The 13,721-nt window shown below is 67.0% G+C and carries 14 protein-coding genes; 13 read left to right on the plus strand and 1 reads right to left on the minus strand.

Annotated features, from left to right (window positions below):
* Positions 1-64: 64 nt before the first annotated feature.
* On the plus strand, positions 65-1,186 hold the full coding sequence (locus OG225_RS06250; RefSeq protein ID WP_405180786.1) for a C40 family peptidase: 1,122 nt from the start codon (positions 65-67) through the stop codon (positions 1,184-1,186).
* A gap of 70 nt (positions 1,187-1,256) precedes the next feature.
* Here OG225_RS06250 and OG225_RS06255 read toward each other — a convergent pair whose 3' ends face one another.
* Positions 1,257-1,691, minus strand: coding sequence for a bleomycin resistance protein (locus OG225_RS06255; RefSeq protein ID WP_405180787.1), 435 nt, complete (start codon positions 1,689-1,691; stop codon positions 1,257-1,259).
* Positions 1,692-2,051: 360 nt separating this feature from the next.
* Here OG225_RS06255 and OG225_RS06260 point away from each other — a divergent pair, with 360 nt between their 5' ends.
* From OG225_RS06260 to OG225_RS06315, 12 genes are all read left to right on the plus strand, one after another.
* A complete protein-coding gene (locus OG225_RS06260) occupies positions 2,052-2,621 on the plus strand; it encodes a hypothetical protein (protein ID WP_405180788.1) in 570 nt (189 codons plus the stop codon).
* Positions 2,618-3,151 carry a hypothetical protein gene (locus tag OG225_RS06265; RefSeq protein WP_405180789.1) on the plus strand — a complete coding sequence of 178 codons (534 nt, stop codon included), beginning with the start codon at positions 2,618-2,620 and terminating at the stop codon, positions 3,149-3,151. Before OG225_RS06260 ends, OG225_RS06265 begins: the two co-directional genes overlap by 4 nt.
* Positions 3,148-4,224 (plus strand): hypothetical protein, encoded by a 1,077-nt coding sequence (locus tag OG225_RS06270; RefSeq protein WP_405180790.1) that lies wholly within the window; start codon positions 3,148-3,150, stop codon positions 4,222-4,224. The genes OG225_RS06265 and OG225_RS06270 overlap by 4 nt, the downstream gene beginning before the upstream one ends.
* Positions 4,225-4,270: 46 nt before the next feature.
* Positions 4,271-5,179 (plus strand): hypothetical protein, encoded by a 909-nt coding sequence (locus tag OG225_RS06275; protein ID WP_405180791.1) that lies wholly within the window; start codon positions 4,271-4,273, stop codon positions 5,177-5,179.
* 71 nt (positions 5,180-5,250) lie between these two features.
* Positions 5,251-6,186, plus strand: coding sequence for a hypothetical protein (locus OG225_RS06280; protein ID WP_405180792.1), 936 nt, complete (start codon positions 5,251-5,253; stop codon positions 6,184-6,186).
* Positions 6,187-6,199: 13 nt separating this feature from the next.
* Entirely contained in the window at positions 6,200-7,198 is a 999-nt protein-coding gene (locus OG225_RS06285) for a hypothetical protein (protein WP_405180793.1), read from the plus strand.
* Positions 7,199-7,378: 180 nt separating this feature from the next.
* Positions 7,379-8,398, plus strand: a complete 1,020-nt coding sequence (locus tag OG225_RS06290) for a hypothetical protein (protein ID WP_405180794.1) — start codon at positions 7,379-7,381, stop codon at positions 8,396-8,398.
* Between the two features lie 52 nt (positions 8,399-8,450).
* The gene (locus OG225_RS06295; protein WP_405180795.1) at positions 8,451-10,334 is read left to right on the plus strand and encodes a type IV secretory system conjugative DNA transfer family protein; all 1,884 of its coding nucleotides are present in this window, start codon (positions 8,451-8,453) and stop codon (positions 10,332-10,334) included.
* On the plus strand, positions 10,331-11,242 hold the full coding sequence (locus OG225_RS06300; protein WP_405180796.1) for a DUF4913 domain-containing protein: 912 nt from the start codon (positions 10,331-10,333) through the stop codon (positions 11,240-11,242). Before OG225_RS06295 ends, OG225_RS06300 begins: the two co-directional genes overlap by 4 nt.
* Positions 11,239-12,138: a hypothetical protein gene (locus tag OG225_RS06305; RefSeq protein WP_405180797.1), complete on the plus strand. Its 900-nt coding sequence runs from the start codon at positions 11,239-11,241 to the stop codon at positions 12,136-12,138. The genes OG225_RS06300 and OG225_RS06305 overlap by 4 nt, the downstream gene beginning before the upstream one ends.
* 105 nt (positions 12,139-12,243) lie before the next feature.
* The gene (locus OG225_RS06310; protein WP_405180798.1) at positions 12,244-13,389 is read left to right on the plus strand and encodes an IS701 family transposase; all 1,146 of its coding nucleotides are present in this window, start codon (positions 12,244-12,246) and stop codon (positions 13,387-13,389) included.
* Positions 13,386-13,550, plus strand: coding sequence for a hypothetical protein (locus tag OG225_RS06315; RefSeq protein ID WP_405178874.1), 165 nt, complete (start codon positions 13,386-13,388; stop codon positions 13,548-13,550). The genes OG225_RS06310 and OG225_RS06315 overlap by 4 nt, the downstream gene beginning before the upstream one ends.
* Positions 13,551-13,721: the final 171 nt, after the last annotated feature.

Genomic DNA, 13,721 nt, shown 5'->3' on the forward strand with positions numbered 1-13,721 from the left:
ACCCAGTCCCGCGCAACCCGAAATTCTCCGTCAGAAGCAGTTCCGGAAAGGAGGAGCACAGCAGATGGATTCGACCTCGAAGACCATAACCGCCACCGCGATCTCACTGCCTATCGCGCTCCTTCTCCTGCCGTTGGTCGTTCTCATCGGCGCCGAACCCGCGACCTCGTGCGCGACACCGCTGGCGGCGGGCGCTGCGGTCAGCGGGTCGACCGGGCAGACGGTGGCGGGGCTGTCCGAGTCGCAGTTACGGCTGGCCCGTGACGGGGTCGCGATCGGCAAGCAACGTGGGCTGGGGAAGTCGGTGATCATCGCCGAGTTGGCGGCTGCGGCGACGGAGTCCTCGTTCCGGAATCTGGCGAACCCGTCGGTACCGGAGTCGTTGACCTACAGCAACGACGGTCTCGGCACCAACCACGATTCGGTGGGGCCGCATCAGATGCGGGCGAGCGTCTGGGGCTCGGTCGGTATCGCCACACTCATGAACCCGACCTACCAGATCAACTGGTTCTACGACCGCGCCCAGGAACTGGGTTCGGCCGCCGAGGCAATGTCACCTGCGGAGTTGGCGCAGGAAATTGAACGCTCCGCACCCAACGCCTACGCCGGGCAACTCGAGCTGGCGCGCCAACTCTACGGTGTATTCGCCGACATCGAAGTCGGCACGACCTCCCGCACACAGGCCGCGACCTCTGCCCATGGATGCGGTTCGGGCTCGGGTACGCCGCTCAGCGCGGCCGAGGCCAGCGAGTTCGGGCGTGCGGTGATCGAGTACGCGGCACGCTGGATCGGCACCCCGTACGTGTGGGGCGGCGGCGACACCAGCGGCCCGACCTCGGGTGGCTTCGACTGCTCCGGACTCACCTTGTACGCGGTCTATCACGCCTCAGGCGGGCAGATCCGGCTCCCGCACTACACCCAAGCCCAACAAGACCACCCCACCGCCCAAGTGATCCCGTTCGCACAGCGCGCACCGGGAGACCTGATCTTCTTCACCACTCCCGGGGATGGGGATTCCCATCACGTCGGGGTCTATTACGGCCGCGACGAACAGGCCCGCGACCTGCTGCTACACGCGCCGCAAACCGGGCAGACCGTCACCATCACGCCACTGAGCGCGTGGGAGGGCGAACGCATGGATGTCCGCCGCTACGCCTCCACCCCGCCTGGAGGTGCCCGTGCCTGATTGCGTCTTCTCGATCATTTCGCCTCGGTATTGCGTTCACGCAGAACCGGTGCGAACGCTGTGGTGGTGCTCAGTCCGGGCTGCCGAACCTGAGCAAGTTGTTGTCGATATCCATCAACGCGAATTCCTGTATGCCCCAAGGCTTGTCCTCGACAGGAGTCACTCGGGCCAGGCCCTCACCGGCGTCCCATCTGCGATGCAGTTCCGTGTCGGTGCATGGCGGATCTTGCGAGTCGGTCGCCCATACCCCGGCGGCGACGAACTCGGCGCGTACGTGGTCGACGTCGTCCACGGCGACGAATGCCGCACCGGCGCTCATCCATGGGTCGTGGTCGGGCGTGTGCGAGTAGTGCAGTTCTATCGCGTCTCGTTGCGCGAACCCGTACTCGGTGCCGTATGCCTCGGTCTCGAACCCGAGTTGGCTGTAGAACTTGAGCGTCGCGGCGATGTTGCGCGACGGGAGGATCGGCACGGCAGGACCTTCGCGACGCCCGATTTTCGACATGGCTCGATGGTAAAGGGCTCAACAGCCCAACCGCCCCGGCACACCGAGAGCACAGTCCATGCCCTCCCGTATCTGGCCCGACGCGACTCGCTCCGACCGGCTCCGGCCTTGATCGCAGCCCTGCCTGCCACTCACCAACAGGGAACGGGGAACCTACACCGCCGCGTCGTCAAATTGCCAGCGCGCCACCCGGTGCTCGCCACTGTCAACAATTCCTGTGCCGCACAGATTAATTCATCCTAACAGTCCAGCATCACGAGGTTGATCATGAACCACGACACTCTCACTGACATCCCGTCCGGTCCCGCGGTTCGCGGTTTGGTTGCTGCGCATGTGCGGCGGTTGCGTCGCTGTACTCGTGTGTTCGAGTTGGAGGATTTCGCTGTCGCGCACGGGTTGAACGCCCCGCCCGACTTCGCTCGATATGTGAGTGCGTTGCGGGTGGTCGCCGGTGTCGATCTGGCCGCGGTCCGCGCGTTGGGCTTCGCTCAACGGCAGGTCGATCCGGTATTGGTCGCCCGCGCCCGCCGAGGGCCTCGCCAGATGTTGTGGTGTGCGGGCACCACCCGTCGTTTCACGGTGGCACGCCGGGGTGGGCAGGTGCTGTGGCGTGACCATCATCCTCCCGACCGTGTCGTGATCAATGCTGTACGGGCGGCGGAATCGGCAGCTCTGCAGGCGATCTGGTTGGCCGGTCAGGCTCTCGGGCGGTCGAGGTGGGACGCGGGCATCCTGCGTTTGACGATGGAGCGCTCCCATGGTCTGGCTTTGGTTGACCTGCATCACGCCGCCGTCGCGGCGAATCTGCTGCTCGAGTTGGTCACCGACCCGATCGACAACCCTGCCAGCCGCAAAACCGGCTCTCGGACTGTGCCCTGGGATCGCAGCGATTTCCTCACCCTCATCGCCTCCGACCGGGAGGTGCGATGAACAGGACAATGTTGTTCGCAACCATCGCGCTGAGCGCTGTGTACCTGACCGGATGCGCCGCACAGTCCACATCGGACGGGAGCGAACAGCACTGCCGTGAAACCGGTTTCGCCGCACCGTTCAACGCAGTCGATCCCTGTGATGGTGAAGCGGTGCTCACCACTGCGCTCGTAGCGGTGTTCGGCTATCGCCCCGTCGAGCAGGCCGATCAACGCGACACCGCCGCCGCGGCACAGCCCCTGCTCACAGCCAGGCTGGCCGAGCAGGCCGAGACCTCGGCAGTAACGTGGGGACCGGTCACCGCCACTGTCTGGCAGCGCTGGCGCGAAGAGCGGACATCGGTCCACACCCATGTGCGGGTCAGTCATGACGATCACCCGCCCGATACAGCCACCACTCTCGCGCGGGTCGCGGTGGTCGAACTCGACGCCACCGGCGCCGCACCGACCACGTTCCCGGTGTACGCCACGGTGAGCCGACCCGGCCCCGCCACAGGCTGGTTGTTGTCGGGATTGCGGGTGCTCTCGTGAGCGGGGATCCGGTCGAGGAGAGCGGCCAGGCGCTGCGCCAGGGCGCGGTGCAGGCGTTCCAGATGGCGCACACGACCGCGGCGTTGATGCGTGGGCGCGGTGGTGAGAGCCGCTCGAAGTCCGAACACGATCAGCGCGTCGAGCTCGCCGCGGCGCGAGAGCGGCGTTCGATCGTCGAGCACAACGTGCGGGTCGGGACCGCGATCGACAAAGCCGGCGACGACCACACGATCGCGCAGGCGCGTGTGGAGGAGATCCGTGCTCGCATCGACCACGGTCAGAAGAACCACGAGCTGGGTCAGGACGAGACGAAGGCTCGGATCTCGCGTGCCGAATCCGATCTGCGGCGTCGTAACCGGTTGGGCCGTCAGGAGTATCGACACAACGAAGCCGTGCACACAGCCAAGGTCGATGCCTATACCGGTCGTGAGACCCGTGCGGGCGAGGTCCACGGCCTCGAGGTCGAGTACAAGCAACTGCTGATCGATATCCGCCGCCGCGCCGCCGGTTTCAGCGACACCCTGACCAGTTCCGGTGTGGTCGGTGACGCCGCGACCTCGACCGCGGCGTTCGCCGCCGCGAATGCCAGCGAGGGCTTGTCCGACGAGCACGCCGCCGACGCCGCCGCCTACGAGCGACGCTTCCACGCAGACACAGGCCGCGACTACCGAGACATCGTCGACGTGACCCTTGAAGATCCGGACCCGGAAACCGCCACGACGACCGCCGCACCGGGGGCGGAGCTCGACCTGGCGGTGATCGATGCCGAGGTCGTCGACATCAGCGGTGATGAGGTTGTCGGTTCGGTGGCAGAGGAGGTCGAGCCGGAATACCGGGTGTCGCTGGAGGCTGTGCGTGAGTTGGCCGAGGAACTGACCCTCGACACCTATCTCACCCACGAATCCAGCGGCTCGGTAGCGGATCCGGGCTCGGAGCCGGATGCGGTCGATGTCCTCGCCGAAGCGGTGGCTGCGGCTGTGGTTCCCGGTGAGAACCCGATGGTGGTCGATCCGGCCGATGAGGTCGTTGTTGATGCCGTCGATGTGGTGGCGGATGTGGGGTTGGAACTGTGACCGGCCATGAAGGTCGGTTGCGGCCGACCACGTGTGGGGGTCGGTGATGGATACACCGAGTCGTTTGCAGGCGCATCTGCTGCGGGGAATCCAGAACCTGGCGTTGGACCACCAGCAGCGCCGCATCGAATTCTCCGTATCCGGTCAGTCGGCGGAGGTGTTGGCGCAGCTGCTGATCGGGGAACGTTCCCTGATCTTGTTGGAGCAGGTCGCGGCGGGCGTCGGTGTGCCCCAGGCGTGGATCGCCTACAGCCGAGCGGCAGGGGAGCGCGGTGACCGGTGGCGTCCCGGTCAGCAGTTGCTGGGTTCGGGATTCGTCGACCGCGACCGCCTGCTGACTGGACTGGGGCGGGAGGTACGCGAACTGCAGCACATGGCCGGGGTCGGGGCGGTGTTCACCCGCCACGGCGGCCTCGACTCCAACGTCGTGGCCCGCTTCCGCCGGGTCATGGGGATGACCTGGCAGCGACTGGGAGCTATCTCCCACGCCCTGGGTTTGACGCGTGAGGAGCAGCATCAGGTGTGGGCGCGCGGTGACCGGCACTGGTCCACCGCGGTCGCCGACCAGGTCCGCACTGCGGACGCCCGCTCGCTCGCGCAGAGCTGGAACCGCATCGTGGCCACCGATTTCAGTGCGTTGACCGTTCCGGTGATCGTGCTGCAAGCCGCCGGTATCACCGCCGAAGATCTGGCCGCGGCGATGCCGATCTCCCCCGACGACATGGTTGCCCACGTCGCCGACGCCCTGGCCGCCGCCGAACAGCGCGCGGATTCCGCGCTGGCGGTGACCGACCCGTCCCGCACGCCCGAGGCCGTCGCGATCAGCGCCGCGGTCGAAGCCGCCGGTGCCGACAACCCAGCACTCGACGTGGCGATGTCCTCGACCGAGGACGGCCTCGGCGACGCCGCCACCGCGATACCCGACTCCGACGTCGATCCCGGGACAGCGCTGTGACCGCGGTGCTGCCGCGCCCCGACGGCGGGATCCACAGTCCAACAACTTTTCACAACAAAGGAAGACCTGTCATGAATTATCCGAACTGGAGTGGTGAGCTATCGGGTTGGAGAGTTGGGTTACTCGCCCGCATCCAGGACCGGACCGCCGACCACGCCCGCGTCCTGCGTCAAGGCTTCCCCGAATACAAGACCGAGTACGGGCGCGGTGACGTGGCCCTGCAACGGTGGCGCTCGAACCTGCGTGACCTCGCTGCGGATCGTGACGAGTTGGCCGTCCGTGCCGCTGCTTCCGGTGTCCCGGAGGCGGCGATCAGCGCGGCGGTGGAGGCGGGGGCGCGGGGGAAGAGATGGGAGCACAACCGGTCGAATCCGCCGACGACTCGTCATGGTGAGGACCCGATCAGGGGGCAGATGATCGCGGCGATGGCCGAGGACATGTGGACTCTCGAGCACATGGCCGCGGTCTCGGTCGCCACCGAGTTCCGGTTCCTGGGTGATGTCATGGACGCCGAGGGACCCCGCCAGTATCTGGTCGGGATGGGCTCGTTGTGGCATCGAGTCGACGCACAGGCCATGCTCGCCGACCTCACCCCGGGCGAACGCGCGGATCTGTGGGGCCGCGACGAACAAGGCTGGCAGCAATTGGTCGAGACCGTGGCCGGATACGACGACGCCCAATTGCTCGAGCAGTATCGGGCGTATTCGTGGCCCGGGATCGAATGGGACGTCATGCGTACCACCGAGAACCTCAACGCCGATGTGAGCAATCTCGCCCCACCCGAAATACGTCCGCCCACACCGGAAGAGCTACTCGACCGCGCCGGGTACTTCGTCCACGAAACCCTCGACCCAGACATCCTCGATGACCACGGTCGCAGTATCGATCGTGCCGTCGACGCCGCCGCCGTCGACGCGACCGCGACTCCGACCTGGGGGAGTAAACCGGTCGGTGAGGTGATCGAGCGGCCCCCCGAACCCGACCCCGCGACCGGACCTGACTGGTGAAGGGACGCAGGCGATGACGACTTCAGAGCCTTCACCGCCGATTCGGCAGACGGTGGTGCAGTGGCAAGCGCACCTGCTGTCCCAGATTCGGCTGCTGGCCGAGGAACACGCCCGGATCCTGGACGCGGGTTGGGAAGGGTTCGAACCGCTCGACCCGCACGGCGGCGCGGAATCGGCGTGGCGTCACCATCTGGACGCTTTGGCCGGGGAACGTGAACAGATCAAACAGACCGCGTTGAGCGCGGGACTGCCGCAAGCGTGGATCACCGACGCCGCCGCGCTCGGCGAACACCACACCCAACCTCGTTTCGACGCCTTCACCCGCGCCGAATCGATGCCCTGGCGTGACGAAGCCGCCCAGGGATTCTTCGTCGACATGCTCGGGCTGGACCTGTGGCATCTGGACCGCATGGCCGCCCTGGTCGCTGAACGCGCCGACCGGATCGCCACCGGCCGCTGGAGTTACGGCAGCGACCCGATAGGGGAGAAGCAGTTCGCGGCGAACATGGACCTGCGCTACCAACGGGTGGTCGCACTCACGCACGCCGCGGCCATCACCGAAACCGAAGCCGGCTTGCTGTGGGGAGATTCGGCCGAACCCTACCGGCGTGAGCATGCGGTGTGGCTGGAGAACAGAGACGAACTCGGGGTGGTCGCGGCATGGAATTCCTACACCAAACCCAGCACCGAACTGAAGATCCCGCCGTATGTTCCCCTCGACCCCGCTACCGGCACCCCGATCGCTGGCGCCCACGCACTGCCACCGACACCCCGACAGATGATCGCCGCCGCGCAGGCATCGCTACGCGCCGGATTCATCGACACCGCCGTCGCCAGCGACACTGCCGAGCAGACCGTCGATACCGTCGACGCCGCATCCGCGATCAGCGCCGCCGTCGACGACGCGCTCGGCCACGATGGCTCCGCAGACTGGGCCGCTGACCCCCACTCCGACAGCGACCCCGAATCCGTGGACGGCAGGAATCACCCCGACGTCGGCAAGGACCCATGAACGGGTGATACGCACGACATGAAAGCCCTTCCAGAGCACTATTTTTCGTCGATGTATCGGTCACGGGTACTGGCCGGGGCATCGAACCTGTATCGCCGGGGACAGCTTCGACATCTCTTCTGTTGATCGGAGGCACCCCATGCCTACCAACACCACCACATCCGACCGAGGCCGACCGTCGTGAGTTGGCCTGATACACCACCGGAATCGACCACCGACCCCGCCTACTACCGCGACGCCGCCGACCCTCGGGAAGCGCAACTGCGCGCGGACTTCACCCGGTTCCATCAACTGCGATTGATCGCACCGTTCGGTGAAACACCCGACCAGGTCACCGAATTCATGAACCAAGCCCACGACCTGGCCGCGAAATGGCGTACCGCCGGACACGCCGAACAGCGGCTGTGGTCCCAACTCGATGCCGCCAGCGCCACCTTCCAGTCACGCCCGGTCACCGCTGTCGCCGCCTACGGCAGACTCGCACAAGCCCAGGCCGACGGCGACCCGACCGTCGACGAGCTGACGTGGCGGACCCTGCGGCAAGCAGCGCAGATCACCGGCCGGATCGAACCCGGGATCAACGGCTCGACCCAGGACGGTGCACGCTCCCGCCCCCAAGACCGATCCGCGGGCCGCACGCCCGACCCGGCCAGCGTCCTCGACCGCGCCCTGGGCGGTCGCGGACCCGAGATCGCCAGCCTGACCGAAGTCGACGCGATCATCGCCGCCACCGACGAACTCCTCGATGCGGAGGAACATTACGGCGACAGCGACGCCGGCGCCGTCGAACGCGAGGTCGCGCAACGAGCCGCGCTACGCCGGGTCCAGGACCTCACCGCCGAACACACCCGCACGAGCGAGCGGTTCGCCGGTGTCGTCAGCCACGACCAGGACCTGCTGGAGCGGCTGGAGGATCTGCTCGGTCAGGTCCGTGACGCGCGGATCGAGGCCGTGACCGCCGGTGCCAGCCAGCCCGACATCGATGCCGCCTACCTCGCCGGACGCGACGGCACCTACACCCACCACAGCACCAGCGAGACCGTCGGCGCCCACGATACGAGCCCCGCAACCGGAGTCGACGCGGCTGTCGCTGCCGCCATGAGCGATCTCGACCCGGCGAGCGAGCAACGCAGTGTCGACGCCGACGTCGACGCCGTGCAGGAGTACGGAATCGATCCCGATCTAGGGGTGGCGGTGTGAAAACTCCAGCACTCCAGTCACTTTCCCTGAACACACCCCGAGGAGTCCGGTCATGATCTCGACACGTGAGACCCGCCGCCGCAACAAGGCCGGGCTCGGCGAGGAAACCACCCTCCTGCTGTTGGTCCTTGCGGTGATCGCGGTCGCGGTCACCGTGTGGGCAGCGTTGGCACTGGGTAGCTGGGGGGCCGGGCTGCCGGTCACCAAACATCCGGTGACCGCGCTGCTGCAAGTCGTCCTCGGCCAGCATCGGTGGCCTTGGCAGGCCACCGTCCTGCTCGTGCTGTTCCTTCTCGCCGAAGCCTTGTCGGTGGTGGGCTGCTGGCGGCTGCTGCGGACACCGAGTGAACTCGATGCCGCCGCGCGAACTATGCAGCGACCCCACAAGATCCGAGTCGGCCGCGTGCAGGACAACCTCGCGGCCAATCAGCGGTTGTTGCTCGACGCGGCACCGGAGATACGAGGGAAAATGGGGCCGCCCTTGGGAAAGACCGTGGTCGGCGGTGTCGAACTGTTCGTTCCGGCCGAACTCGGAGTGACGATCGCGGCGGGCACCCGCACCGGCAAAACGATGGCGTGGGCGATCCCGGCGGTCCTGGCGGCGTGGGGGCCGTGCCTGGCCACGAGCAACAAGCCCGACCTGTACCGGCACACCGTCGGCGGACGCGAAGAACACGGCACGATCTGGCTCTCGGACCTGCAAGGTGTCACCGGGACCCCGGTGTGCGGGTTCTGGGTCAACCTCCTCGGTCAGGTCACCAACCTGCCCGCCGCACGGAAACTGGCCGGGTTCTTCGTCTCCGCCGCCTCCGGATCTGCCTCCCAAGCCGCAAACGCGAAAGTGGATTCGTATTTCGACGGCGGTGCCCAAGAACTCCTCGCGCTCTACATGTTCGCGGCGGCCTGCGCGGACGGGGACTTGTTGCATGTGGCCGAATGGCTGGGCCGTGACCAGGACGCGACCCCGGCGATGATCCTGGACGCCTACGGCCAGGCGCGCCCCGCCGACCGCATCCGTGAATCCCAGGCCCTCTACGCCCGTCAACGCGACGGTCTCTACGACATGGCACGCCGGTTCCTCAACGTGTTGGCCGACTCTGACTACGCCCGCATGATCACCCCACCCGCCCGCACCCACCTACGCGCTATCGAGGAAATCGATGAGCGGACCGGCAAACCCGCCGTCGTGGTGGAAAAGACCGAACAACCCGCCACCCACAACCTGCCCCAATTCGAACCCGCCGAGTTCGTCACCTCCCACGACACCGTCTACGCACTGTCGATGGCAGGACCCGACGGCGCCACACCGCTCACCTCGGCGCTGGTCGGACAAATCCTCGAAGCCGCCCTGACCACCGCGCGTGCCCGTCCGGATGGGCGGTTGGCGGTACCCCTGCTCGGGGTGCTCGACGAGGCCGCCAACTGCGCGCGGATCTCCGAACTGCCGTCCTACTACACCTACGCGGGCGGCTGCGGGATCATCCTCATGACCATCCTGCAAGTCCTCGAACAGGGCGAAGACCTGTGGGGGGTCAACGGTTTGAAGACCATGCGCGCCCAATCCATCGAGGTCTACGGCGGCGGCATCGCCGCAGTCGACTACCTGCAGCACTGGTCACAGATGACCGGACAACACGATGTCGCCGACCGCTCCCGCAGCCACGGCGCCAACGGCGTCAACCGCACCCTGTCCTGGCGCGCGGAACCCATCCTCGACATCTCTCACCTCGCAGCCCTCCCCAAAGACCGCGCCCTGGTCCGGCTCCCCGGACACGGCCCGGTCGTGGTGTCCAAAACCTGGTGGCAGGACACCGAATACGCACCCCAGATCCACCAGTCCCTGCAACGGTTCACCGCCCGAACCGACACCGTCCTCACGGTCTCGGTACCCGACGACGGTGACGGCGATGGCGACGTCGAGGCGGGGGCATCGTGAACGCCACGAATCCGCCGCCCGCGGCCGCGAATCCGAGTAAACCGCCGAAGAAGCAGCCGGCGAAGCCGTCGTATCCGCATTTCGTGGACTTCGCCGAGAAGTGGCTGTTGCCGTTGATCAGTGTGCGCTTGGCCGAGGGGCAGCGGGAGAACACCTACACCTGGTGTGAACAGTGGTGGGAACACCGCCCCGTCGCGGTCCGGATCGCGCACCTGCACGCCGCGTTCGAAGCCTCCCGCGGCCCCGGCGCCAGCGCGTTCGTCGGCACTCATGTCGATGCCCACTTCCGGGTCATCCTCGACGCCGCCAAAGGCCCCCTACACCGCTGCACTCCCCGCGAACACATCGAGACACCCTGGCTGCCCAGCGAACCGGTACCCGCCGACAAAACCGGTCCACCACCTGCCGGTGAATCCGAGACCACACCGCCGACCAGTGAGGCTACGGACAAGGAGCAGAAGAAGCCCCCGCCGCCGCCGAGGTTCGCCCATCACACGCTGTGGGTGCGGCAGTGGCTGCTGCCGGTGACCGCGGTGCGGATCTCGGGCAACCACCGGGAGAACACCTACACCTGGTGCACGCGCTGGTTCGAGCATCACGGTGTCGAACTGCGATTCGCTCTGTTGCACAGAGCGTTCGAGGCCGCGGTGATCGCCGAGGACAAGACCGCGATGTCGAGTCTGTTCACCCGCCAGATCGACCCCGCCATGCGCTTGATCCTCGACGCCGCCAACGGCCCCCTACACCGCTGCAAACCGGGCGACCACCAACTGCTGCCCAGCCTGGGGTCCGCGCGGGTGCCCCGCCACTGGTTCGGCCCGGCGCACGCCCGGATCCCGACCGAACGTCTCGGGTTCGCCCCCGACTTCCGCGCCTACCGGACACCCGGTGAGGGGGGATCGTCGTGATCGAGCCGACCCAGCGGCAAGCCGCCGTGCTCGAGGCGTTGCAGAACCACACCGTCGCCATCACCGAACTCCTTACCCAGGCCACGAAATTCGACGGACCCGCCCCGCAGTCCTGGCTGGTCGACTACCACCACCACGCCGTCGCCCGCACCGACCTCGCCACCGCCGCGGCAGCGGGCGGGGTACCGCCGGTGTGGATCGAACATGTCCAAGCCCGCGGAGAACGTGGGATCGCCTATCGGCCCGAGATGTACCTGCGCGAACCCGACCCCACCGATTGGGACCGAGTGCTCGGCGACCTCACCACCGACGTCACCCGGTTGCGGGAATGGGCGGGCCTGGACGTCGCGCACCGCGACCTGGCCCCGGACTCCCGGGCGGCAGCGCTGCGAACCAATATCGAGGCGCTACGAATGCGCACCGCCGGGGTCGCGAATCTCCTCGGACTCGACGCCGAAGAAGGCGAACTGCTGTGGGGAGACACCACCGTTTGGGCACAGGAAGTCGCAGCCACGCTCGCCGAGGTTCCCGCTGAACAGATCACCCACCGGTGGCACGCCGCCGCCGAGACCGACACCCGCAACTTAACGGGGCAAGCAACCGCGCTCTCGCTGGCCGGTATCGCGGTCGATACCGCTGCCGCGCTGCCCTCGTCCGAGGAACTCTACGAGGCGATCAGCGCCGAACTCGACCCGGTCGCACCGCTGTTCGTCTCCGCGCGCGGCGCCGAGGCCGCGGTCGGTATCGATGCGGCGGTCGCGGCTGCTCTCCCACAAGACCTCGACCCAGCCGTGGCCTTCAGCCACCCGGCCGAACCCGAACCCGTATCCGGCTACGACCCGAGCGACCTCGAGGCCGTCCCGTTGTTCCTGTCCGCAGACGGAGCCGAACTGTGAACGCCGTACCGATGCCACTACGGGTGCGCGATATACCCGCACGACAAGCTGAGGCATTAGTACTGCAACGGCACTCGGTTGAGTGTGTGCTGGTAGATCTGGCATGTGGTGTTGGATCGTGTTGTGGCCGAGTTGGATTCGTTGATGTCTCGGATAGGTTCCCGGTTCGCGCGGTCCGAGCCGCGGCAGCGGGCGCGGGAGTACGTGTCGGGCCTGCTGGCCGGTTTGGAACGCAAGAACGGGTGGACTCTGGCCGAACGCGCTGGTGAGGGGTGCCCGGACGGGATGCAGCGGCTGCTGCGCAAAGCCGATTGGGATGTCGAGGGGGTGCGTGACGATGTGCGGGACTACGTGGTCGAACACCTCGGCGACCCTGACGCTGTGCTGGCCGGTGACGAGACCGGGTTCTTGAAGAAGGGCACCAAATCTGCTGGGGTGCAACGCCAATACTCGGGCACAGCCGGGCGTACGGAGAACTGTCAGATCGGGGTGTTCCTGGCGTACGCGTCGAAGCAGGGGCACGCGCTGATCGATCGGGAACTCTATGTTCCCGAGTCGTGGACCAGCGATCGCGAGCGTTGCCGCGACGCTGGGATTCCCGACGAGGTCGAGTTCGCCACCAAACCCCGGCTGATGATCGCCATGCTCGAACGCGCGTTGGCCGCGAAGGTGCCGTTCGGGTGGTTCACCGCCGATGAGGCCTACGGGCAGGCCGGTTACCTACGGGACTGGTGCGAAGACCACGACGTGTTCTACGTGATGGCCACCCGCTGCGACCACCAGATGGCCACCCGCGCCGACCGTGTCGCGCGCGCCGATGATCTGGTCGCCGAGTTCGGCGGCCGCACCTGGCAGCGGCTCTCGGTCGGCGCCGGCGCGCACGGACCGCGCGAATACGACTGGGCGCGCCGCCAAATCGAGGGCACCTGGGCCGCCGGGCGAGGACACTGGCTGCTGGCGCGACGTTCGCTCACACCCAACAGCAGAGGCGAACTCGAGATCGCCTACTACATCTGTTACGGCCCCGCCACCGCCCGGCTGGTCGATCTGGCCTGGACGGCCGGGTCACGCTGGCATGTGGAAGAGGCGTTCCAGCAGGCCAAAGGGGAAGCCGGACTCGATCACTACCAAGTCCGCAGCTGGCGGGCCTGGCACGCCCACATCACCCTGTCGATGCTCGCCCTGGCATGGCTCGCCGCGTCGAAAACCCTTGCTGCAAAAGGGGAACCAGTGACCTCGACGAGGGCATGATCGCTCTCACGCTACCGGAGATCCGCCGCCTGCTCATCGCGTTCGTCCTCACCCCACGCCATGCCGCCGATCACATCTGGTCATGGTCGACCTGGCGACGACGACGCCAGCACCAAGCCCGCCTCAGCCACTACCGGCGACGCGGACATCCACTTACCTGAGCGCCGAGTGCCGTTGCAGTATTAGGGGAGATCCATCGCCTAGCCTCGGAGAGCAGCCGCCTACGCAATGCTTCCGCGCCCGGGGCGAGCGACCGTGATCGGCTCGAACGCCTCGAACAGATCAACGCCCTCGACCATGATCGCGGCCTACTCGAAATCCGTACCCGCGCC

Origin of the sequence: Nocardia sp. NBC_01377 (genome assembly GCF_045040005.1) — a bacterium.
In the GTDB taxonomy this organism is placed as follows: Bacteria; Actinomycetota; Actinomycetes; order Mycobacteriales; family Mycobacteriaceae; genus Nocardia; species Nocardia noduli.

Bases quoted from the DNA above. Each gene is read 5' to 3' on its own strand.
- OG225_RS06280 (WP_405180792.1), top strand. From the start codon at position 5,251: ATGAATTATCCGAACTGGAGTGGTGAGCTATCGGGTTGGAGAGTTGGG.
- OG225_RS06255 (WP_405180787.1), bottom strand. From the start codon at position 1,691: ATGTCGAAAATCGGGCGTCGCGAAGGTCCTGCCGTGCCGATCCTCCCG.
- OG225_RS06275 (WP_405180791.1), top strand. From the start codon at position 4,271: ATGGATACACCGAGTCGTTTGCAGGCGCATCTGCTGCGGGGAATCCAG.
- OG225_RS06265 (WP_405180789.1), top strand. From the start codon at position 2,618: ATGAACAGGACAATGTTGTTCGCAACCATCGCGCTGAGCGCTGTGTAC.
- OG225_RS06315 (WP_405178874.1), top strand. From the start codon at position 13,386: ATGATCGCTCTCACGCTACCGGAGATCCGCCGCCTGCTCATCGCGTTC.
- OG225_RS06295 (WP_405180795.1), top strand. From the start codon at position 8,451: ATGATCTCGACACGTGAGACCCGCCGCCGCAACAAGGCCGGGCTCGGC.
- OG225_RS06285 (WP_405180793.1), top strand. From the start codon at position 6,200: ATGACGACTTCAGAGCCTTCACCGCCGATTCGGCAGACGGTGGTGCAG.
- OG225_RS06250 (WP_405180786.1), top strand. From the start codon at position 65: ATGGATTCGACCTCGAAGACCATAACCGCCACCGCGATCTCACTGCCT.